Source organism: Vreelandella nigrificans (assembly GCF_002374315.1).
In the GTDB taxonomy this organism is placed as follows: Bacteria; Pseudomonadota; Gammaproteobacteria; order Pseudomonadales; family Halomonadaceae; genus Vreelandella; species Vreelandella nigrificans.
Map to the genome: position 1 here is coordinate 40,035 of NZ_NWUX01000016.1, position 22,963 is coordinate 62,997.

The following is a 22,963-nucleotide window of genomic DNA, read 5'->3' on the forward strand; positions in this document are numbered from 1 at the left end:
ATTGGTGGGCGTGCAAGTGAGCCTCAATCAACACAGCTTGACTGTGCCGCTAAGGCATCAAAGGCGTTTGCGTTGGGGCATAAGCGACGGCACTCCTCTATCTCGGCATTGGCTCGCATCGCTTTCCAGCAATCGCCCACGGCCGCACATGCATTGCAGGTGTCACGCAGTGCAACGTAGTCGGCATGACGAATCTGACCTTTTTCCTGAAGAACCCTCTCCTCAAGGCCAAAGCGCTGCATCATCATCGGCATTAGGGTTCTGGCTGGTTTGAAGTGGGCTGGTTGGCCTGCTGCCAATTGCCAGGCCACTGCCTGCTCAAAGCGTGGTTCTAGAGGTCTCTCCAGATCATTAACAAGCGCATCAAAAGCAGCGCCTGCTTGATCCTTTACGCTGCGTGCTAGCGTGTCGGTTGATGCCGTATAGCAGCGTTCTGTTAGGCGTCCCCACCAAGTCGTGGTGTCTTTATGCTGTGCAGTAGCCATGGTGGTTCTCTCCAGGTGTTCTTGATGATGACATCAGTATCAACTGGTGAGAGAAGGGGCATCTTGACGGGGATCAATTTAGTTTCAAGTGAAACAGGTGGGGGTTGTAGCTTCATCCGGCAATAGGCACTGCTCTCGCCGCCCACTGCAAGCAGCGGCGAGAAAGCCCCTTCTGCTGGTTCAGTTACTCACGACGCTGTTGGCAATGCTTTCTTCAGCCGCTGCCTTGGCTAACTGCTCACGAAAGAAGGTAAGCGCTGCTGGTGCGTCAACATTGCGGCTCTTTACCGATTCACTCCATGCATCCAGTAAGTTATTAGATACATCGCGCAGGTGTTCAATGTCCTGTTCTGATGCTTGGGTAAAGGTCGCGCCGTTTTCTTCACCAAACTCAACGCCCCGTTGGTCAGAAACATCCATCATATAGCCAAACAAGCGTGACAGCCGCTCGCCCGATACGCTTTCAATCGCCGCCCGGTCTTCATCCGACACTTGGTCCCAGAACATGGGGTTCATCACAATCGCAAAGCTGCCGCGGTAGAAACCGCCGTCTACGGTGAGGGTATGCGGGGCTACTTCAACGACGCGAAAGCTGCGCAAGCTCTCAAGCGTTAGCATCGCACCGTCAACCACGCCCTGGGAGGCCGCTTCGTAGGTGCCTGTCGGGGGAATGGCGACACCGGTCACTGACATTGCCTCGGCTAAGCCACTCATAACGCCGCCGCCAACGCGTAGTCGTTTACCTGCAAGCTCATCAATTGAGCTTATTTGATCACGGGTAAATATTTGGCCGGGGCCATGCACGCCCATGGCGACAACATCAACGCCGCGGTGCTCATTGGCTTGCTGTAAATATTCTTGATGGGTATGCCAATAAGCGGCGGAAGCATCTTCTGAAGAGAACTCCTCAAACGTAGGGAACTCTGGCAGTTGAGTTGCTAAAAAGCGGCCAGCCATATGGGCATGAAAAATCCAGCTTGCATCCGCGATACCATCCGCAATGATCTCCATTTGCGCGGGAGGTGGACCCATATCGTGCACTACTTCTACCGTGACACGATTATCAGTGGCTTCTTCAATCCATGCTTTCCAGGTCGGCCAAACAATGGTGTTAATACCGTGATTAGGGCCTCCCCACGTGCTTACGGTGATAGTGGACTGCGCCAATGCAGATAGGCTGAACGCCATGCTTGAAGCAGCAATAGCACCCACAATGAAGCGAGCTGGTTTATTCATGTATAAAGCTCCAGAACCGGCGCTATTAAGCCTTGTACGAACACCTAGCGCCTGTGTTGTTATTGGTAACGCCTGGTACCGAGCAAGTGACGCCTTCTCGGTATTGCGAAAATCACACCGCTCACCTTGCCTTTATATAGTTTCTATAGCAACTAATTTGAGAGGGGATGGCATTGTACTTAAGTCTTGTTTTTAAGCCATGGACGCAACGAGCTTGGTTGGTGTGTTCAACGAATCGGGATAGCGGTCTCTTCTTTGATATTACGCAGCACGAAATTGGAGCTGACCTGGGAAATACCGTCCAGGGTGAAGAGTTTCTCATTGAGAAACTTGTCGTACGCTGCCATATCTTCGATGACAACCCGCAGCACAAAATCGGCGTTGCCCGTTGTGGCATAGCACTGCAGAACTTCTGGGTATTGCCGGATGCGACTCTCGAACTCAGCAGTGTTGTCGATATGGTGGCGTACCAGCGTCACCATCACTAACGCCGCTAGTGGCTGGCCCACTAGGCTGGGTTCCACCAACGCTGCAAAACGACGAATAACGCCACTCTCCTCCAAGGCTTTTACGCGTCGCCAGCAGGCGGCGGGGGATAGGCCGATCTGCTCGGCAAGCTCATTATTGGTAATACGCCCCTGTTGCTGAAGTAGGGTAAGGATGTGTTGATCATACTTGTCCAAGGTGATCTCTTTGGTCGCTTCTTTCATGGCGGTATTTCATTTATTTATGATTTGGTAAATATAGTTGTGCAAAAACATAAAAAATGAAAGGAATTATTAATATCCAGGATTTTGAAGAGTGAATTCGCAAGCACCTTTAGTGCGCTCTTGGCTAGACTCAAGGGTATTACAACCATAACTCTTCAACCGTACTGGTGAACTCTCATGACAACCCCCTCAGTCACTGAGCAGGCGGGTTCAATTACCCAGCCTCTCGATATTGCACTCGATGACAATCTTCTCGATGACTATCAGTTGGCCGACCGCTATAACCGTAGCGAAGGCCGTGTCTTTCTAACTGGCACCCAAGCACTGGTTCGTATCGCCTTGCGACAGGCTGAGCTTGACCGCCGCGATGGTCGGCATACCGCGGGGCTAATTAGTGGCTATCGTGGTTCGCCCCTGGGCGGTGTAGACCAAGAGATTTGGCGGGCGAAAGCCGCCATGGAAGAGCATCACATCGATTTCGTACCGGCCATCAACGAAGACCTTGCTGCCACCATGATGCTGGGTTGTCAGCAAGTCGAGACAGACCCCGATAAGCAAGTAGATGGCGTGTTTGGCATGTGGTACGGCAAGGGGCCAGGCGTTGATCGCGCGGGCGATGCCTTAAAGCACGGTAATGCCTACGGTAGCTCACCCACTGGTGGTGTGCTGGTGGTTGCGGGTGATGACCATGGCTGCGTGTCGTCCTCCATGCCTCACCAGTCTGATGTCGCCTTTATGGCATGGTTTATGCCGGTGGTGAGTCCTGCGTCATTGGCGGAGTATGAGCGCTTTGGGCTATGGGGCTATGCGCTTTCACGCTTCTCTGGCTGTTGGGTGGGTTTCAAGGCCGTTTCTGAAACCGTGGAGAGTGGTGCTTCGGTGGATGTGCCACCTTTGCCCGAGTATGTAACGCCGGATTTCGATATGCCGGAAGGCGGGCTGCACTACCGCTGGCCCGATTTGCCGGGGCCTCAACTGGAGACCCGCCTTGAGCACAAGCTTGCCGCCGTGCAGGCGTTTGCTACTGCCAACCCGATTGATCAGTACCTGTTCCGCCAAGAGCAGGCGACCTTTGGCTTGGTCACCACCGGTAAAGCCCACCTGGACTTGCTCGAATCACTCCGTTTATTGGGGCTGGATGAAGCCAAACTACGTGATTTAGGGATTGAAATATATAAGGTCGGAATGGTGTGGCCGCTGCATCGGCATGGCATCCTTGAGTTTATTCATGGCAAGCGCGAGGTGCTGGTCATTGAAGAAAAGCGCGGCATTATCGAAAGCCAGCTTAAAGAGTACATGTCGGAGCCCGACCACCCAGGTGAGGTAATTGTTACCGGCAAGCAGGATGAAACCGGCCAACCTCTAATTCCCTTTGTCGGCGAGCTTGGCCCACGTCTATTGGCGGGCTTTGTGGCAGAGCGCCTAGCGCGCTTTTTCGAGATTGATTTTAGCGACAAGCTGGCAGCCGTTGATGCTTGCCAAGCCGGGGTTAAAGAGCTCGGCGGTGTACGCCGTATGCCTTATTTCTGTTCTGGTTGCCCACACAACAGCTCGACTAAAGTACCTGAAGGCAGCAAAGCCCTGGCGGGGATCGGCTGCCACTTTATGGCTTCGTGGATGGGTCGCAGCACCGAGTCATTGATTCAAATGGGTGGCGAAGGTGTTAACTGGGTGGGTAAGAGCCGTTTTACCGGCAATGGGCATATTTTCCAGAACCTGGGCGAAGGCACTTGGTTTCACTCGGGCTCCATGGCGGTGCGTCAGGCCGTGGCTGCCAACGTCAATATTACCTATAAAATCCTGTTTAACGACGCTGTCGCTATGACGGGCGGTCAGCCGGTGGACGGTCAAATCAACGTTCCCATGATTGCCCGGCAGTCGTTGGATGAAGGTGTACGCAGGGTCATGGTGGTTAGCGATGAGCCTGAAAAATACCGAGGACATGAAAAGGCGTTTCCTAAAGAGGTCACTTTCCACGGCCGCGAAGAGATGGATACGCTGCAACGTGAATTGCGCGAGATCCCCGGCTGCACCGTGTTGATTTATGACCAAGTGTGCGCGGCTGAGAAACGCCGCCGCCGCAAGCGTGGTCTGATGGAAGACCCCGCCCGCCGGGTGTTTATCAATCATCATGTTTGCGAAGGTTGTGGTGATTGCTCGGTGCAGTCCAACTGTTTATCGGTGGTACCACGCGAGACCGAACTAGGCCGCAAGCGCAAAATCGATCAGTCCTCCTGTAACAAAGATATGTCCTGCGTCAGTGGCTTTTGCCCCAGCTTTGTCACCGTCGAAGGTGGTGGGTTGCGTAAAGGCCAAGGCGTCACAGCAGATAACGCCTTTTGGGAGCGTATAGCACATTTGCCTAGCCCCGCCCTTGCGACACTTACTGCTCCTTATAACCTACTGGTAGGGGGTGTTGGCGGTACTGGGGTGGTGACGGTTGGACAGCTGATTACCATGGCGGCACACCTGGAGGGCAAGGGTTCCAGCGTGCTCGACTTTATGGGGTTTGCGCAAAAGGGTGGTGCGGTACTTAGCTATGTGCGCTTGGCATCACAGCCCAGCGAGCTTAATCAGGTACGTATCGAAGCGGGACAGGCCGATGCGGTGATCGCTTGTGACATGGTGGTGGCTAGCTCCCAGAAAGCGCTGAATGTGCTGCAGCCGACCACCCGTATCGTTGCCAATCTGGCTGAGCTAGCCACGGCGGATTATGTGCTTTATCGCGATGCGGATATGCAGCCCAGCAAGCGCCTTAACATGTTGCGCGAAGCGGTGGGAGATGCTCGCTTTGCCTCTCTGGACGCCAATCGCCTAGCTGAGCAATTGCTAGGGGATACGGTATTTTCCAATATGATGATGCTTGGGTTTGCCTGGCAGCAAGGTTTGGTGCCGCTTTCTGAACCTGCGCTACAGCGTGCTTTAGAGCTCAATGGCGTGGCGGTGGAAAAGAACCGTCAGGCATTTGCCTGGGGGCGTTTGGCAGCGGTGGAGCCCGACTACCTCCAGCAGCACCTGGATACGATGCCACTGTCCACGAATGCCACGCTGGACGAAGTGGTAGCGCGTAACAGCCGCCACCTGGAGCGCTATCAGAATCGCACTTGGGCTGAACGTTATGCCATACAGGTGGCTAAAGTACGTGAAGCAGAGGCCACTCTCATGTGTGGTGAAGCATTGAGTGAAGCCGTCGCTCATCAGCTCTATCGCTTGATGGCATATAAAGATGAGTATGAAGTGGCACGACTTTACACCCAGAGCGATTTTCTGGATGAGATCAAAGCGACGTTTTCCGGTGATTATAAGCTAGCCTTCCACTTGGCGCCGCCGCTGTTGAGTGGTCGCAAGGATGCGCAAGGGCGTCCAGTGAAGCGTCGCTTTGGGCCCTGGGTGTTGAAGGCGATGGGGGCGCTGGCAAAGATGCGCGGTTTGCGCAACACAGCCCTGGATCCTTTCCGTTTTAGTGCCGACCGCAAGCTTGATCGCGCCTTACTGGCTGACTACGAGCAGCTTATCGATGAGTTAGTCGTTCGTCTTGATAGCACCAATCATGCCACTGCACTGGCACTGTTCAAGTTGCCGGAAGAGATTCGTGGTTTTGGGCCAGTTCGCGAGGCTGCTGCGGAAAAAGCCGCCGAACGCCGCGAGAAATTGCTAATGGAGTTTCGCCAGGGTCGCCCCAAGACCATTGCTGTCGAAGCCGCTTGAAGTGGCTTATCTTGAAGTGTCTTATTTTGAAGTGTTTTAGATAGGTAAAAAAGGCCACGCACTGCGTGGCCTTTTGCTATCCATCAAAAAACTGTATCAGCAGGTTGGACCTCGATGCGACGACGTACCAGTAGCCAGTGGCTTACCAGGGCGAGTAGCCCCATCAGGCCGATGGTCAAGGCCATGGTGCGCGAGCTGCCGTCGTGGAATTGTCCTACTAACCCACCTACCACAGCGGCAATCGTCATCTGCAGGAAACCAAACAGTGAAGAGGCGGCACCTGCACACTGAGGGTTAGGGGCGAGTGCGCCAGCCATTGTTTGGGGCATTAAAATACCTACCCCTAGCATGAAGACTATATGGGGCCCCACCACTGCCCAGGGCTGATGGATACCGGCAGTAGCCAGGCCAGCCATGACGACACCACCTGCCGCGCAGACCGTAGCGCCCAACGTAATGAGGCGGTCGCGACCCAGCCGGTGGCTGTATCGGCCGCTGATCAGCGTCCCAACGAAGAAACCCGCTACGATCAGAGTGAACAGTACGCCATAAAGAGTAGGTGCTACGCCCATGTACTCGATGAGTACGAAGGATGAGCCTGAAAGGTACGCGAATAGCCCGGAAAAAGCGGCAGCATTCACCAAGGTATAGCCCATAAAGGCACGCTGGCTTAGCAGTAGCCGAAAGTTTGCCAGTACCCTCCCAGGATGAATTGATTGCCGTCGCTCCTTCGGCAGCGGTTCGGGCAGCAAATACACTAGCACAGCGAGCATCGCCGCTGCGTAGAGTGCAAGCAACACGAATACAGACTCCCAACCAAAAAATAGCAGTAAGCCCGCTCCCGCAACGGGGGCCAGGGCAGGGGCGAGCGCCATGGTGCTCGCCATGTAAGCAAGAATCCGCCCAGCCTCGATGGGACCATGGATGTCACGCACCGCTGCCCGCGCTAACACTGGGCCAGCAGCACCACCGAAGGCTTGTAGAAAACGGCCTACTAACAACCACTCGACGCTGGGTGCCAGGGTGCAGAGTATGCTGGCAGCGAGAAACAGTATCAGGCCAGCAATCATCACTGGGCGTCGGCCAAACCGGTCAGAGACTGGGCCACACAGCAGTTGGGCCAGTGCGAACCCGGCCATATAGAGGCTAAGGGTTAGCTGTATCTGATCTGGGCCAGTATTTAGCGCCTCTGCCATCGCCGGCATGGCTGGCAAGTACATATCGGTAGCCAGAGGGCCAAGCGCTGTTAATGCGGCTAGGGCCACGACAGTGGCGGTAGAAGACAGCTTCAGCACCCTTAGCTCCTTATCGTTGGATCGGCGGCCCACCCCAAGACAAGCGTCACGAAAATGGTGCGTCCACGTACACGAGGCGGGCGCTTTACCAAGTGGAAAGGCGCCCGCAAATTAGCCTGCTTATTATATCTTAGCTGGCGTCGGGTTGCGCCTCCGGTGCTGCTTTCTCAAAGGCTGGCAGCGCCCGGCAATTGGCAACGATACGCTGGATCGTCGGATACGCCGACAAATCACACTCAAAGCGCTCCGCGTTGTATACCTGGGGGACTAAGCATATATCTGCCAATGTTGGTGTGTTGCCATGACAAAAATCGCCGCTGCTGGGGTCAGCAGAGAGCGTCGCTTCCAGGGCTGCGAAGCCCTCGGTAATCCAGTGGCGATACCACGCTAACTTAGCCGCCTCATCCACCCCCAGCTCTCTGACGAGATACTTGAGTACCCGCAGGTTATTGAGTGGATGAATCTCGCAAGCGACCGACTGAGCAAGCGCACGAACTCTTGCGCGCGCTAACGCGTTAACCGGTAGCAGCGCGGGCTCGGGGTGTACCTCGTCGAGATACTCACAGATCGCCAGCGACTGGTTAACCACTGAGCTATCGTCCAGCACCAGACTGGGCACCATCCCCTGAGGATTGCGCGTCAGGTGCTCGCCACCACGCTGCTCACCTTTCACCAAATTGACCGGGACTTGGTCGTAGTCCAGGCCTTTCAGGTTTAAGGCGATCCGCACCCGGTAAGCAGCCGATGAGCGGAAATAGCCATAAAGCGTCGTCATTTAACCTCCCTCTATTTGGGCTGGTACTTCACTACTTGTTGGTCGATGGTGCCAAAGATGTTGTTGCCATCGCGGTCGAACATTTCGATACGTACCCGGTCACCAAAGCGCATAAAGGGGGTTTTTACTGTGCCGTGAAGGATCTGTTCCACCATCCGTACTTCAGCCAAACAACTATAGCCTACGCCACCGTCAACGACAGGCTTCCCAGGGCCACCATCGGGGTCCGGGTTGGAGACAGTACCTGAGCCAATAACAGCGCCCGCGCCGAGATAACGCGTCTTAGCTGCATGGGCTACCAATTGTGGGAAGCTGAAAATCATATCTGGGCCAGCTTCTGGCTCGCCAAACTTCTCGCCATTTAGGTGCACGGTCAGCGGCAGGTGAACCTTGCCATCCTGCCAGGCATCGCCCAGCTCATCTGGGGTAACCGCGATGGGGGAGAAAGAAGAGGCGGGTTTGGCTTGGAAAAAGCCGAAGCCCTTAGCGAGCTCGCCGGGAATAAGGCCGCGCAGGCTGACATCGTTGACCAGCATTACCAGTTTAATATGCTTAGCGGCTTGTTCTGGGGACACTGCCATCGGCACATCATCGGTGATTACGGCGATTTCACCTTCAAAATCGATGCCATGCTCTTCACTCACCGCCTCGATATCTTCGGTGGGTGCCAGGAAGCAGTCGCCACCGCCCTGATACATAAGCGGGTCGGTCCAGAACGTCTCGGGCATCTCGGCATTGCGTGCCTGACGCACCAGTTTGACATGGTTCAGATAGGCGGAGCCGTCAGCCCACTGATAGGCCCGTGGTAACGGAGAGTGCAGTGCACTCTGGTCCAGTGCAAAAGCACCTTCCGCATCACCGCTATTCAGTTGTGCATAGCGCTCTTCCAGCTTAGGGCTAACGGCATCCCACTGCTCGATGGCACTCTGCAGTGTGGGGGCGATATCAACAGCGCTAACTGCGCGGCTAAGATCACGGGAAACAATGATAAGTTCTCCATCGCGGCCCTGCTTAAGTGTTGCAAGTTTCATGGTGATTTAATCCTTGTCGTCAAGGTGGGGCACGGTAGCCCCACAAGAAAAAATAGCGTTAGGGCTTGCTTGGATCGAAGTGCGAACGCAGCGTCGACCAAACATCCACATAGTCACGTTGGCGGAAGTCAGCCTCCAGAGCAGCAGGCGTTGGATGGAAGCAGTAGCGGCTTTCAAACATAAAGGCCAGGGTAGCCCCTAGGAACTGGGGCTTCAGCTCAGCGTTGGAAGCTTTCTCAAATGTCTCTGCATCCGGGCCATGGGGGGACATTGAATTATGTAGGCTGGCGCCGCCAGGGGTGAAACCTTCCGCCTTGGCATCGTACTCGCCATGAATAAGCCCCATAAACTCGCTCATCAGGTTGCGATGGAACCAGGGCGGCCTGAAGGTATTCTCGGCCACCATCCAGCGCGGCGGGAAGATGACAAAATCAAGATTGGCCATTCCCGGCGTATCGGAGGGCGACGTTAATACGGTAAAGATTGACGGGTCTGGGTGGTCGAAGCTAACCGTATTGATGGTGTTAAAATTAGCGAGGTTATATTTATACGGCGCACAGTTGCCGTGCCAAGCCACCACATCTAACGGTGAATGGTTGAGCTTTGTTTCCCAGAAACGACCTGAGAACTTAGCCACTAAGCGGTAGTCGCCTTCTAGGTCTTCATAGGCTGCCACAGGGCTTTGGAAGTCACGCGGGTTTGCTAAACCGTTAGACCCTATGGGGCCGAGGCCTGGCAGCTCTAAAGGACTACCGTAGTTCTCGCAAATATACCCCCGTGCAGCCTCTACACCTTGAGCTTTACGCACTTGGAATTTAACGCCACGTGGGATGACAGCAATTTCACCGTTGTCGACCTCAATGTCGCCAAACTCCGTGCGTAGACGAATAGCGCCCAGTTGAGGAACGAAAAGCAGTTCTCCATCGGCATTGTAAAAAAACCGCTCTGTCATGTCCTTGTTAAAGGTGTAGACATGCACGCCCGTGCCCGCTTGAGTACCTGCATCCCCGTTCACGGCAATGGTAAATAAACCATCAATAAAATCAGTCGGTTCATTGGGTATTGAAACTGGGTCCCAACGCATTTGATTGGGGTCCGCCGCTGGTTTATCTAATGGAGCGGTGTGTACGTTGTGATTCTCTAGTGGCTGATACGCGCTCTGAACGACAGAGGGGCGAATGCGGTAAAGCCAGCTACGGAAATTTTGATGGCGTGGTGCTGTAAATGCTGAGCCAGTGAGTTGCTCTGCATATAACCCGTAAGCGCATTTCTGAGGTGAGTTTTGCCCAATTGGCAATGCACCAGGAAGCGCTTCGGTTGAAAAGTGATTATGAAAACCGTTCTGATATTTCAATTGTTCAGTCATTGTTAAGCCCTGCTTTATTTGAACGTATATTAATAAATGATGGTGGTTACTTATCGCCCACTAACCCAGCATGGGAAATTGCTTCTTCAAGCACCGATTGTTCGCCAATGTGGTTAGCAAGTAACAGGATCAGGCGGGCATTAATGCGTTCGCTCTCGGCTTCGCTTCGATCTCGATGCAGCGACGTTAGCGCAGCGTAAAAGGCGTCCGGATCAGTGAAGTTCGGATTCAGTTCAAGCCTTGGCATGACAGCTTTCCTGGAAGGTAGGGTCAACGGTGCCCGCAAGATGAACGCCCAGCGCGCGGTCTAACGCGTCGTCAACCTTGCGGGCAGTGATGGCGTGCCAGCGGGCAGCAATATGCTGATCAGGGCGAATAAGGTACCCGGCACCCGCCGTCAGGCCGTATCGTTGCGCCACTAGCCCCTCAATATCGTCCACGACGGTCGTGCGTGGCTGGGTGCCCAGAGCAGCAGACGTTGGGCCAATGATTACGGCACGCAAATCCTTGTGTCGGCTTAATAGCTCACTTAGCGCCTCTGCAAGCACCTCGGCACTAGATCCGTCGCTGCGGCCGTCGAGCAGCAGTACAAAACCGTCGCCAAATTGGTTGAGTAACCAAGCGCGCTCACAAGTACCCTTATCACTGCCCAAGCGGATGGGGGCGTCTTTGGCAGGGCTGCCAGGGCGTAATTCGTTCGGGCCACCATCAATATCGGGTGTATTAAGTGGCGAGTTGTCATAGCGGCACGGCATGGAAAGGCGGCCACTGTTGACCAAACTACGGGCGAAAGCATGCTTCTCAGCCAGCTCCAGTGTCACATCTCGAAACACTTGGCTGATATGGCTCTTCGGGGTAATAAAGTCAGTGGCGCGGGTAGAGTTAAGGAGGTTTTCTGCCGCGCCATGCTGGCGCTCAGTGTTGTAGGTGGACAAAAGTGTTGTTGGCGCCTGCTGTTTGAGAACGCGAGCAAGCTTCCACACTAAGTTATCCACACCCTGTAGGGCACCGTTGGCCCCTCTGGCACCAAAGGGGGATACCTGATGCGCCGCATCGCCCATAAATATCACGCTGTTATGAATAAAATTATCCATCTTGCGGCAGCGGAAGGTGTAGACACTGGCCCACTCAAGTTCAAACTCCACGTCTTCGCCAAGCATTGCCTGAACACGTGGGCGAATGTTCTCCTCTTTCTTCTCTTCTTCCGGGTCAGCATCCCAGCCTAACTGAAAATCGATACGCCACACATTGTCTGGCTCTTTGTGCAGCAGCACTGACTGGTTAGGGTGAAAGGGTGGGTCAAACCAGAACCAGCGCTCTGTTGGGAAGTCAGCCTTCATCACTACATCAGCAATCAGGAAGCGATCCTGAAATACCTGGCCTTTGCACTCTAGGCCCAGCATGTCGCGGATTCGGCTGTTGGCACCATCCGAGACGAGGAGATAGTCGCAGGTCAGCTGATAATCACCATCCTGAGTAGAGACTTTGATGGAGGTGCTGTCAGGCTGAGCATCGACATCGATGACCTTGTGCTTCCAACGAAGATCAATTTGCTCAGCAAAGTCGTGAGCGCGGTTGACCAGGAACTCTTCAAAGTAATACTGCTGCAAGTTAATAAAGGCAGGAATGCGGTGGCCGTCTTCTGGCAGCAGGTTAAAGTCGTAGACCTCGCGATCCTGAAAGAAGACGCGGCCGTGCTGCCAAGTGACGCCTTTTTCGAGCATCGGCTCAACGCACCCCAGGCGGTCTACGATTTCCAGCGAACGTTTAGCAAAGCACAGCGCCCGCGATCCAACGCTAACGGTGTTGTTATCGTCCAGAACAATCGAATGAATGCCTTGCTGAGCCAAATCGATGGCGGCGGCGAGGCCGCTAGGTCCGGCACCAACAATCACCACCGGGTAATGGCGGGCGTCTTGAACATCGAGTTCAGACGGGCGTCGGTAAGGATAGACAGGATTTTTATAGGTTGTTGGCATCTATTGCTCCCCTACAGCGTCGGGTGCTTTACACCCGACAGCTGGGCATGATCAGTGGGTGGCGCTGGTAAGCACTTACTGATTTCCGACGACGTCCTGCAGCGAGTGCCACATGGCGGTGTCGCGCTCTGCCGTCCAGATACGGGGGTCCGGATATTCGCCGCCAGCCTCGTCGTAGCAGCGAGTAATGTCGAAGGGGACGCAGTGGTCAAAGATTACCCAGTGGCCATACTTAGGCTTAAGTAGCGCGTAGGTCTCGGCGTAGCACTCGGAGAGAGATTTGCCTGCCGCCTTACCTGCTTTAACGCTTCCATACATATCGTTCAAGAAGTCGCGGGTACCCTGGATGGCTTCCTGGCACTGTTCGGCAGTTTGCAGAGCATCTCCACGGCCGGGTACCAGCTTTTGGGGTTGCATGGCCTGTAGGCGATCCAGTGTGGAAGGCCAGTTCTCATGGTAGGCGTCACCGGTGTAAGGGGTGGCGCCATACTCAACGAGGTCACCGGAAAACATCACTTTTTCCTTAGGTAACCAGACAATGGTGTCGCCCTTGGTGTGACCGCGACCAAGATGGATGATCTGCACCTCACGCTCACCCATGAACACGGTTAATTTTTCTTGGAAGACAATGTTGGGCCAGGTCAATCCTGGGACAGAGTCCACTCCCTTAAACAGGCGAGGAAAGCGCCCAACCTCAGATTCATAATCTTGCTGACCACGTTCAACAATCAAGTCATAGGTGTTCTGGCTAGCGTAGATATTCTCCGCATCGTACGCGGAAGCCCCTAAAACACGCACGGCATGGTAGTGAGACATCACTACATGCTTAATCGGTAGGTCAGTTACCTCGCGGATACGGCGGATAACGTCCTGGGCCATGATGGGGGTCGCTTGGGTGTCGATGACCATCACACTGTCATCACCGATCACAATGCCGGTATTGGGATCACCTTCAGCAGTGTAAGCATAGAGCCCCTCTGCCAGCTTGGTGAAACTGATCTGCTTCTCTTCGGTATCGGCATGGGATGCGAATTTCTTGCTCATGGTATCTCCGTTGCTAACAGGTGATTAGATTGTTATATGTTAGGAGGATAGTTTCTAGTGAAACTAAATGTCCAGTGCTTCATCGATTTGTCAGCCTGTCTTTTGCATGAAATTAACAATAATCCTCAGTAAATCAGATTATTATTGCAAGATGATACCTAAGTATAAGAAGCGAAATAGTCAAATTAGTTGCAAGAGAGATTATCTATCGGCACTGTTTTGCCTTATCTTTAGCGTGGATAACCTAACGCTGATGACACCACTGTGTGGTGAAGGCGAGTAAGCGGTAAGTCGGTTTATACGAAACAGCGTTATTGGAAACAGCGTTGTTGCGAACAGTGTTGTTGCGAACAGTGTTGTTGCGAAAAGTATTATTCGAAACAGTGTTATTCGAAACAGTGTTATTGGATGGAGCTAAGAGGACTCTCTTCCTCGGGGTGATCAGTGTGATAGGCGCGTTGCTGGTGCCCATATTCCCAGCTATCGTGCTGATCTTTGTCACCACCACCCCTGAAAACGGTGGCTCTAGGAGAAACACAATGACGATGGATAAAGTAGAAAGTGATACGCCTCTGGAGTCTTCGGCCAGGGCAGAGTTGGATCTCAACCAGTTTTTACCCTATCAGCTTAACCGTTTAGCTGATCGCATCAGCCAGGCGTTAGAGAAGCTATATGCCGAGTCTTATGAGCTCAACATCGCCCAGTGGCGCGTGCTTGCGTGGTTAAGCCACTGTGATGATTTAACCGCTAAGAAGGTATGTGCCTACACCAATATGGATAAGGCACGCGTGTCTCGGGCTATTCAGTCGCTGGAAGAACGTGGACTGATAAGCCGCACACCATCCCAGCAAGACCAGCGGCTTCATGACTTACAGCTCACAGATGCAGGGCAAGCGCTACTTAATAAACTAGTGCCCGAAGCTCAGGCTTGGGAAGCCGGTCTGGTGTCGACCCTAAACGTTGGTGAATATCGTGACTTGCTCAATACCATGCGCAAGCTTGAGCGGCAGCTGGAGAGAATTGGCTAAAAAGCGAGACACAATAAAGGCAAGCCAAGATGGCAGAAGGGGCCCATGTTTTGGAGATGGCGTGTCATTGATGTCAGTAATAATGTGATTTTTGTAACAAAAATGCGAATTCTAAATTATCTCCCTGTAGCCATTGATAGTGACTGAGAGAGGCGGCTTTTTTAATATAAATAATTGTAAATTAAGCAGTATATTTATATTGATACTTAAGTATTAGCATCTATTAGTCGATGGATCGTTGCATGATCCAGATGTCTGCAGGCATTGTGATAAATAACGTGATTCGTTTAATCGTTAAATGACAATAATAAAGTATCACGTTTTGCGCTTCCACTTCGTGACGACCAGAGGAAAGAACAGTGAATAAAACAACAAACCTGATGATTGGCGCTATCGCCGCCGCAACGCTGAGCACCACCACCTTGGCGCAAACGACAATCACCGTGAGTACCTGGGCGGGGCCCAACCACGGTATCAACACCATGGTATGGCCAACATGGAAGGCGTGGATTGAAGAAGCGACTGAGGGCCGCGTAACGGTAGATGTGATACATGATATGGGACCTCCTGCCTCCCAGATGGAAATAGTCGCTGATGGTATTGCCGACGCCACCTGGGTTTTCCATGGGTATAACACGGGCCGCTTTCAGCTAACCAAGCTCCCGGAATTTCCCACTTTTCAAGATTTCTCATCAGAAAATGCATCCAGCGCTTATTGGCGCACCCACCAGGAGTACCTGGCAGCCGCTGGAGAGCACCGCGGTGTTGATGTTGTCGCTGCCGGTGTTCACGGCCCAGGATGGATCTTCAGCAGCGAACAGTACGAGACCCTAGAAGACCTCAAGGGTAAGCGTATTCGAGTGGGCGGTGGCGTGATGGGTGATCTCTCCAATGCCTTGGAGCTGACCGGTGTTGCCCTCCCGCCTACGGGGGTTTATGAAGCAGGCTCTCAGGGCGTTATCGACGGCGCTATGCTGGTCCCTGAAGGTCTACGTAGTTTCCGGGTGGCCGAAATTTTCCCTTACACCCTTAAAGTGGATGGTGGCTTTTATCGCGGCAGCTTCACTATCGTCGTCAACCCAATGATCTGGGATGAAATGTCGCCCGAGGACCGTGAGGCCGTTGAGTCAGTCTCTGGTGAGCGCTTGTCGCGCTTGTTCGGCTACATGATGGATGTATCTGATGTGCGGGGTGTCGATTTTGCAGAAGGGCAGGGCCATACCTTTACCGAACTCAGTAGCGATGATTTAAGTACATTGCAAAGTATGAGCGACGAGATGATTACCGAATGGGCAGAGTCGGTTTCGGCAAACCGTAATGTTGATGGCATGGCGGCTATCGAATTCTTCCGCGAGCAACTTATCGCTGCCGCCGAAGAAGAGAGCATAAGCAGCCTAGTACCCGAAAACTTAGCACCAGACGACTTAAAGTAAGTTCCCACTGGCGCTGTACGGAGAGCGATCATGCAAACCCAAGTGACACGTGCTGCGCGCGTTAGCCGGGTTCTGCAGTTGACGTTAGAGGGGGTGGCAGGCGCTACCCTCTTTGGCATGATGCTGCTGACCACTGCTGATGTAGGTGGCCGCTACTTTTTTAATTCCCCCATTCTTGGTGCTGTTGAATTAACCCAACTGATGTTGGCGGCGCTGGTGTTTCTATCGTTGCCCGTCGTTTGCTGGCGCCAGGAGCATGTCAGTGTCGACCTCCTGGATGCTATTTTCCCTGCAAAATTGGTTTGGATACGCGAGGTGCTCGTCAATCTGATAGTGACGGCTGCTCTTTGGGTAATGGCGCAGCGCGTTTGGGCGCTGGCTGAGCGTGCCTTCTCATGGGGTGACGTGACTGAATTCCTGCGCATACCGCGTGGCTATTTGGTTGGGTTGATCGCAATCATGCTGGCGCTTTCAGCACTGTTGACGCTCATACGAGCCGTTTTCTATTTGCTCGAAGGACTCAAGGTAATCAAGCAAGGCGGCCCGTTGAGCAAAGGAGAACCCCATGACTGAAGCGTTATACGGTTTCGCAGTGTTGCTGTTTCTAGTCTTCCTGCGCGTGCCTCTGGCGTTTGCGATGGGGATCGTTGGGTTTGGAGGGTTCTACCTGCTGACCGGCAATTGGAACGCTGCTGAAGCAATGGCGGCGCGTAGGGTAGTAGATACCGCCATGGACTATGGTTTGTCGGTTATTCCGCTGTTCATCCTAATGGGTAACTTTGTTTCTCATGCGGGATTATCAGACGCTTTGTTCAGGGCCTCTAACGGCTTTCTAGGTCACCGTAAGGGCGGTCAGGCGATGGCGACGATCGTTGCCTGCGGCGGTTTCAGTGCCATTTGCGGTTCGAGCCTTGCTACCTGCGCCACCATGGGGCGAGTGGCCATGCCTCAGATGCGTAAGTATGGCTATAAGGATTCGCTGGCCGCCGCCTCCATTGCAGCGGGTGGCACCTTGGGAATACTGATCCCACCCAGCGTCATGCTGGTGATTTATGGCATTCTGACTGAAACCAGTATCCGTGAGCTGTTTGCGGCTGGCTTTATCCCGGGGATCCTGGGGATTTTCCTCTATATTGGTGCCATCAAGTGGGTTCTCTGGCGTGACCCCAGTGCCGGGCCCGCCGCAGAAAAAGTGCCCTGGCCAGAGCGCCTTCAGGCGTTAAAAAGCGTAGGCAGTACGCTAGCACTTTTCGTGCTAGTGATTGGCGGTATCTACCTTGGAGTGTTTACGCCCACTGAAGCTGCTGGCATTGGTGCCATGGGGGCCTTCCTGATTGCGTTGATGCGCCGCGCCTTAACGTTGGAAGTGTTAATGAATGTGCTGATGGATACCGTGCGCACAACGGCAATGCTGTTTGCTGTGGTGTTAACGGCATTGATCTTCGCCAACTTCATTAACCGCGCAGGCCTGCCTGGGGACTTACTGGCGCTGGTTAACGGCCTGAACGTAGCCCCTTTTGTGGTCATCCTGGTGATTATTGCGATCTACGTCGTGCTGGGATGCGTCTTTGAAAGTATGTCGATGATGCTACTTACGGTGCCGGTATTCTTCCCGGTAGTGGCGGGGTTAGGTTATGACCTAGTGTGGTTTGGCATTCTGGTGGTCATTGTTATCGAGATCAGTTTGATAACGCCCCCTGTCGGAATGAACGTATTTGTGTTGAGGGCCGTATTGCCGGACGTATCAACAGGCACTATCTTCCGTGGCGTTACGCCTTTCTGGGTCGCCGGTACTATACGGGCACTGCTCGTGCTTATATTCCCCGCTATTGTGCTTTTCCTGCCGCGATTGCTGTATTAAAAAGGCGCTATTAGTGCGGTTCTATGAACCTTCTCGCTAAACAAACGGATGACAGAGCGTATGCCCTGTCATCCGTTTTTTGTTGCCACTATTCGGCAGGCATGAGGCGAGGCAGGCGGCGTAAGCTAAACCGTTTCGCACACACCCAACCCAGCAGCGCTGCGCGCTGCTTTTGCGCCGGGCCGCCGCGGCGGGTGCGCTTCGCCTACCACGCACTACACTTTCTGAAAAAGTTCGAGGGTTGTATACATCGTAGCGCGGGTAACGCATGGCGAGGGACGAGCCTTAAGGCACCCGCGACGGTGGCTGTATTGGCTGGGGCGTTACTGCCGCTTTGCCACCAGCGTTAGAATGTCGTAGCTGGCGACTAGTTCATCGTTTTGATTGGTCACCGCTACGTCCCACATCACCACACCTTGTGGGTGGCCATCAGGAGATGTCCGGCCCTGATCAATCTTGCGCTTACAGGTTAGGCGGGCGCGGATAGTGTCGCCGACCAACACAGGTGTAATAAAGCGCAGCGTATCCAGGCCATAGTTAGCCAGTACAGGGCCTTCGCCTGGGTAAACGAATAGACCCGCAGCGGCAGACAGCACAAAGTAGCCGTGGGCAATGCGTTGGCCGAACTGGGTCTCTTTGGCGGCAATGTCGTCGAAGTGCATATAGAAGTGGTCGCCGGAGAGGCAGCCAAAGTTGACGATGTCGGCTTCAGTGACGGTACGGCGGTGGGTTAGCAGTGACTCGCCGACTTGCAGATCGTCAAAATGGCGACGGAACGGGTGGACGTCATTCTCGATAACCTTGGCGCCACGCACGTACTCCCCTGTCACCGCCGCTACCATGGTTGGAGAGCCCTGGATGGCAGTACGCTGTAGATAGTGGTGAACCGCACGAATGCCGCCGAGTTCCTCACCGCCACCTGCGCGACCGGGCCCGCCATGTTTTAGCATCGGTAGTGGGGAGCCGTGGCCAGTGGATTCCTTTGATGCCTGGGCATCCAGAATCTGCAGCCGGCCGTGCTGGGCGGCCAAAACGGGGATCATTTCAGCCGCAATGGCGGGGTCTTTTGTGGTCAGCGTGGTCACTAAGCTGCCCTTGCCCTTGGCGGCGATGGCCAGAGCTTCATCGATGCCGCTGTAGGGCATTAGCGTCGCGACGGGGCCAAAGGCTTCAATGTCGTGAGCGCCGCCGTCGTTCAGCGGATTACGGCTGATCAACAGGTGGGGAGTGATGAAAGCGCCGTTTTCCACACCCTGGCCGACAGGCTTGACGCTGCCGTCTCTGCCGAAGACGCACTCACTGGTCTCTAGTAGCTGTTCAATTGCATGATTAACGTCTCTCAATTGGTCACGGGAAGAGAGCGCGCCCATGCGCACGCCTTCCTCGTGGGGGTCACCTACCACGATCTTGGCAAGCCGCCCCTTAATGCTGTCTGCTAATGCATCCATGTGTTCAGCGGGCACTAACACCCGGCGGATCGCGGTACATTTTTGGCCCGCTTTGGCGGTCATCTCTTTGACGACCTCTTTGGCGAAAATCTCGAACTCTTCGTCTTCCGGGCTAATATCTGGTGCCATGATGGCGCTGTTAAGAGAGTCGGCCTCGGCGTTGAACGGGATGCTTTTCGCCATGATGTTCGGGTGGCTTTTCAGCTTCAGTGCAGTGCTCGCCGAGCCAGTAAAGGTGACAAAGTCCTGCTCTTCCAGGTGATCCAATAAGTCACCCGCACCACCGATGATCAGTTGCAGGGCTCCCTTGGGCAGTAGACCAGAGTCATTAATCACTCTTACGGCCGCTTCGGCCAGATAGCTGGTGGCGGTTGCTGGTTTAAAGATACACGGCATACCGGCCAAAAAGGCGGGGGCGAACTTCTCCAGCATGCCCCAGATGGGGAAGTTAAACGCATTAATATGCACAGAGACGCCGCGGCGGGGCACCAGAATATGGGTGCCATTGAAGTGGTTATCCTTACCTAGTTGGGTCACCGGGCCTTCATGGGCCACATTGCCGGAGGGCAGTTCCTTGCGGCCCGTGGAGGCGTAGGTAAATAGGGTGCCGAAACCGCCGTCGATGTCGATCCAGGAGTCGGCTTTGGTGCAGCCGGTATGGTGGGAGATGGCGTAGAGCTCATGCTTGTGCTCCTGGATATAGGTCGCCAGCTCTTTAAGAATGGCGGCCCGCTGCTGGAAGTCCAGTGCCAGCATATTTTTTACGCCGGTGTTGCGGGCGTACTCCACCGCTTCGGCAAAGTTGATGTTTTCTGCGTGAGTATGTGCAACGGTTGTGCCATTGATGGCGCTTAGCAGTGCTTTGGCTTCGGTGTTCCCGAACCACTGGCCTGCAATGTAACTCTGTAAAACTGGCATTGAGCGTTCTCCCGCCCGTCTTTTTGGGATCAGTTGTTGGTATGAGCTGTTGGTATGAGCTGTTGGTATCAGTTGTTGATATCAGGGTAAATAAAACCGACGTTACTGCCGGTTACACATCGTCATAGTCGAGTACGACCTTGTCGCTGATCGGGTAGCATTGGCAGGACAGCACGTAGCCGGCATCGATTTCGTAATCTTCCAGGGCGAAATTGGCATCCATTTCCACCTCTCCTTCGATGACTTTTGACTTGCAGGTGGAGCACACCCCAGCCTTGCATGAGAAAGGAATATCCGCGCCGTGCTCGTTACCTGCGTCCAGAATGCTCTGGGTATTGCGGGGCAGGTTATATTCAATGGTGCGGCCGTCGATGATCACTTTGATGTGTGAGGTTTCGGTATCCACTTGACCCACCTTCGCCGCCTGGCGGCGCTTGGCACCAGCCGTCGGTAGCCCCGCAGTGAACAGCTCAAAGTGCACTTTTTCCTTGGATAAACCGTGTTGGGTGAGAACATCACGCACTGTTTCGGTCATTTCTTGCGGGCCGCAGATGAAAGCAGCATCGAGCTTGGGTACGTCTACCCAGCGGTCAAACAGGGCGTTGCACTTGTCGGCATCTATGCGCCCGTTATATAGATCGATTTCTTGTTTCTCGCGGCTGAACACGTAAATAATGTTGAGGCGTTCCAGGTAGCGATCCTTGAGATCCTGAAGGCGTTCGCGAAACAGCGTTCCCGTGGTGGAGCGATTACCATAGATCACGGTAAAGCGGCTGTTTGGCTCGCTTTCCAGCGTGGTGGAAACAATCGACATAATGGGCGTGACGCCACTGCCGGCAGTCACCGCCAAATAGTGTCCTTCGCGGCTGGGGTCGAGCGGTACGAAGAACTTGCCTTGTGGTGGCATTACTTCCAGGTTGTCGCCGGGCTGCAGTTGCTGGTTGGCAAAGGTGGAAAAACTGCCGCCCGGCACCAGCTTGACGGCGACTCTCAGCTCATGTTCGTGGACACCGGTGCAAATCGAGTAGGAACGACGGACTTCCTCACCTTCGATGTCATGGCGCAGCGTTAGGTACTGCCCTTGGGTAAAGCGAAAGGCGTCCAACAGGTCATCGGGAACGTCGAAGGCAATGGAAACGGCATCATGGGTTTCCTTGCGCACATCCTTGACGGTTAGGGCGTGAAATCGGCTCATGGGAAATGGTCTCGTCGTTTTACAGACACTTGAAATAATCAAAAGGCTCCAGGCAGTCGCGGCAGCGGTAGAGCGCCTTGCAAGCCGTGGAGCCGAATTCGCTGACACGTTCGGTGGCATTGCTGCCGCATAAAGGGCAAGGCACTACCGGGTCGGGTTGGCCGGTTAGGCTACGCTTGCTGGCGCTTCCCACCGGCGGCGCGATGCCGTAGGCGCGCAATTTTTCGCGCCCAGTTTCGGTCAGCCAGTCGGTTGTCCAAGCGGGTGATAGGCGGCGCTGAATCAGCGGGTCTGAGTAGCCAGCAGCCACCAGCGCTTCATGGATATGCTGCTCAATAACTTCCGTGGCCGGGCAGCCGGAGTAGGTCGGCGTCACGCTGACCGCTAGCCGACCATCAACCCAATCGATATCCCGCACAATTCCCAGCTCAACCACGCTGACCACCGGTACTTCCGGGTCTGGCACTTCCTGCAAAACGGCCAGCACGGCTTCAACATCGCCTTCGTCACCGGCTGGCGGCAGGCCGCTGCGGTCGCTACCGATCAAGTCACTGGAGGGCCAGTCATCGGTAAGTCTGTTATCGATAGGCGCAGACGGATGGTTACCAGACGGTCGCATCGGGATATGCCCTCGGCAGATATTGCATTTCCGCCAATAGAAAGCCCAGGTGCTCGGTGTGATGGCCAACTTTACCGCCGGTATACATCCAGGCGTCGTAGGCAGGGCGTGACAAGGTGGCTTCTTCAAGTACCTCTTCCACGGTGACTTTCCAGCGGGTGGCCAGCGTGTCTGGGTCTGGCGCAATGCCGGCTTCCAGCATGGCCTGATCAATCTCGTCGATCTGCAATAGCTCGCCGGTGAACTGCCACAGATTATCGAGGGCACGCTGCATGCGGGCATGGCTCTCTTCAGTGCCATCGCCCAGGCGAATAACCCACTCAGAGGAGCGGCGTAGATGATACGTCGCTTCTTTTAGCGACTTGGCCGCCACTTCAGCAATGCGCGGGTCGTTGGCGTGGGTCAGCCCCTCAAGCAAGTGTACGTGCCAGGCATCGAATAGAAACTGGCGCCCCATGATGTCGGCGAAGTCGCCGTTGGGTTGTTCGACGAGCAACAGGTTACGGAAGTCTTGAGCGTCGCGACGAAAGGCCAGATGGTCGGCATCGATCTTGTCAGCCATCAGTTCAGAAGCCATCAGTTCAGAAACATAGCCCAGCCAGTTGCGTGCCTGACCGAAGAGGTCGAGACCCACGTTCATTAAGGCCAGCTCCTCTTCCAGCGCTGGGGCCTTGCCGCACAGTTGCGCGTGGCGCTGGCCGAGTATCAATGCGTTGTCGCCAAGGCGCAGCAGGTAATCGATCAACGGTGTTTGTGTTTTTTGAGCTGTGTTTTTCTGAGCCGAGCTTCGATGAGCCGCGCTTTGATGAGATATGTTTTGCATCACTGCCTC

General features: G+C 54.3%; 19 protein-coding genes. 5 read left to right on the top strand and 14 right to left on the bottom strand.

Annotated elements, in window-relative coordinates:
• Window positions 1-23: 23 nt before the first annotated feature.
• The 3 genes from CPA45_RS15825 to CPA45_RS15835 form a co-directional block, all read right to left on the bottom strand.
• Window positions 24-485 carry a DUF6455 family protein gene (locus CPA45_RS15825; protein ID WP_096653135.1) on the bottom strand — a complete coding sequence of 154 codons (462 nt, stop codon included), beginning with the start codon at window positions 483-485 and terminating at the stop codon, window positions 24-26.
• Window positions 486-665: 180 nt separating this feature from the next.
• Window positions 666-1,721 (bottom strand): TRAP transporter substrate-binding protein, encoded by a 1,056-nt coding sequence (locus CPA45_RS15830; protein WP_096653137.1) that lies wholly within the window; start codon window positions 1,719-1,721, stop codon window positions 666-668.
• 227 nt (window positions 1,722-1,948) lie between these two features.
• On the bottom strand, window positions 1,949-2,431 hold the full coding sequence (locus CPA45_RS15835) for an Lrp/AsnC family transcriptional regulator (protein WP_096653139.1): 483 nt from the start codon (window positions 2,429-2,431) through the stop codon (window positions 1,949-1,951).
• Between the two features lie 177 nt (window positions 2,432-2,608).
• Between CPA45_RS15835 and CPA45_RS15840 the strand changes: the two genes are divergently transcribed.
• Window positions 2,609-6,139, top strand: coding sequence for an indolepyruvate ferredoxin oxidoreductase family protein (locus CPA45_RS15840; protein ID WP_096653141.1), 3,531 nt, complete (start codon window positions 2,609-2,611; stop codon window positions 6,137-6,139).
• An 83-nt stretch (window positions 6,140-6,222) separates the two neighbouring features.
• Here CPA45_RS15840 and CPA45_RS15845 read toward each other — a convergent pair whose 3' ends face one another.
• From CPA45_RS15845 to CPA45_RS15875, 7 genes are all read right to left on the bottom strand, one after another.
• A complete protein-coding gene (locus CPA45_RS15845) occupies window positions 6,223-7,434 on the bottom strand; it encodes a multidrug effflux MFS transporter (protein ID WP_096653143.1) in 1,212 nt (403 codons plus the stop codon).
• Window positions 7,435-7,564: 130 nt separating this feature from the next.
• Window positions 7,565-8,209, bottom strand: coding sequence for a maleylacetoacetate isomerase (maiA, locus tag CPA45_RS15850; RefSeq protein WP_096653145.1), 645 nt, complete (start codon window positions 8,207-8,209; stop codon window positions 7,565-7,567).
• 11 nt (window positions 8,210-8,220) lie between these two features.
• Window positions 8,221-9,240, bottom strand: a complete 1,020-nt coding sequence (locus CPA45_RS15855) for a fumarylacetoacetate hydrolase family protein (RefSeq protein ID WP_096653147.1) — start codon at window positions 9,238-9,240, stop codon at window positions 8,221-8,223.
• 58 nt (window positions 9,241-9,298) lie between these two features.
• Window positions 9,299-10,606, bottom strand: a complete 1,308-nt coding sequence (hmgA, locus tag CPA45_RS15860; protein WP_096653149.1) for a homogentisate 1,2-dioxygenase — start codon at window positions 10,604-10,606, stop codon at window positions 9,299-9,301.
• Window positions 10,607-10,652: 46 nt separating this feature from the next.
• A complete protein-coding gene (locus CPA45_RS15865; protein ID WP_096653151.1) occupies window positions 10,653-10,853 on the bottom strand; it encodes a DUF2783 domain-containing protein in 201 nt (66 codons plus the stop codon).
• Window positions 10,840-12,585 carry an FAD-dependent oxidoreductase gene (locus CPA45_RS15870; RefSeq protein ID WP_096653153.1) on the bottom strand — a complete coding sequence of 582 codons (1,746 nt, stop codon included), beginning with the start codon at window positions 12,583-12,585 and terminating at the stop codon, window positions 10,840-10,842. Before CPA45_RS15870 ends, CPA45_RS15865 begins: the two co-directional genes overlap by 14 nt.
• A gap of 75 nt (window positions 12,586-12,660) precedes the next feature.
• On the bottom strand, window positions 12,661-13,629 hold the full coding sequence (locus CPA45_RS15875; protein ID WP_096653155.1) for an MBL fold metallo-hydrolase: 969 nt from the start codon (window positions 13,627-13,629) through the stop codon (window positions 12,661-12,663).
• A 539-nt stretch (window positions 13,630-14,168) separates the two neighbouring features.
• Here CPA45_RS15875 and CPA45_RS15880 point away from each other — a divergent pair.
• The 4 genes from CPA45_RS15880 (at window position 14,169) to CPA45_RS15895 (ending at window position 17,951) form a co-directional block, all read left to right on the top strand.
• Window positions 14,169-14,657 carry a MarR family winged helix-turn-helix transcriptional regulator gene (locus CPA45_RS15880; protein ID WP_096653157.1) on the top strand — a complete coding sequence of 163 codons (489 nt, stop codon included), beginning with the start codon at window positions 14,169-14,171 and terminating at the stop codon, window positions 14,655-14,657.
• Window positions 14,658-15,016: 359 nt separating this feature from the next.
• Window positions 15,017-16,090 carry a TRAP transporter substrate-binding protein gene (locus CPA45_RS15885; RefSeq protein ID WP_096653159.1) on the top strand — a complete coding sequence of 358 codons (1,074 nt, stop codon included), beginning with the start codon at window positions 15,017-15,019 and terminating at the stop codon, window positions 16,088-16,090.
• Between the two features lie 30 nt (window positions 16,091-16,120).
• Complete coding sequence (locus CPA45_RS15890) at window positions 16,121-16,663, top strand: TRAP transporter small permease (protein ID WP_096653161.1); 543 nt, start codon at window positions 16,121-16,123, stop codon at window positions 16,661-16,663.
• Window positions 16,656-17,951: a TRAP transporter large permease gene (locus CPA45_RS15895; protein ID WP_096653163.1), complete on the top strand. Its 1,296-nt coding sequence runs from the start codon at window positions 16,656-16,658 to the stop codon at window positions 17,949-17,951. The genes CPA45_RS15890 and CPA45_RS15895 overlap by 8 nt, the downstream gene beginning before the upstream one ends.
• A 323-nt stretch (window positions 17,952-18,274) precedes the next feature.
• Here CPA45_RS15895 and paaZ read toward each other — a convergent pair whose 3' ends face one another.
• From paaZ to paaC, 4 genes are all read right to left on the bottom strand, one after another.
• Window positions 18,275-20,317, bottom strand: coding sequence for a phenylacetic acid degradation bifunctional protein PaaZ (gene paaZ, locus CPA45_RS15900; protein WP_096653165.1), 2,043 nt, complete (start codon window positions 20,315-20,317; stop codon window positions 18,275-18,277).
• 112 nt (window positions 20,318-20,429) lie between these two features.
• Window positions 20,430-21,512 (bottom strand): 1,2-phenylacetyl-CoA epoxidase subunit PaaE, encoded by a 1,083-nt coding sequence (paaE, locus tag CPA45_RS15905; protein WP_096653167.1) that lies wholly within the window; start codon window positions 21,510-21,512, stop codon window positions 20,430-20,432.
• 19 nt (window positions 21,513-21,531) lie between these two features.
• Window positions 21,532-22,131, bottom strand: a complete 600-nt coding sequence (gene paaD / locus CPA45_RS15910) for a 1,2-phenylacetyl-CoA epoxidase subunit PaaD (RefSeq protein ID WP_244287632.1) — start codon at window positions 22,129-22,131, stop codon at window positions 21,532-21,534.
• Window positions 22,115-22,954, bottom strand: coding sequence for a 1,2-phenylacetyl-CoA epoxidase subunit PaaC (gene paaC / locus CPA45_RS15915; RefSeq protein WP_096653169.1), 840 nt, complete (start codon window positions 22,952-22,954; stop codon window positions 22,115-22,117). The genes paaD and paaC overlap by 17 nt, the downstream gene beginning before the upstream one ends.
• Window positions 22,955-22,963 lie beyond the last annotated feature (9 nt).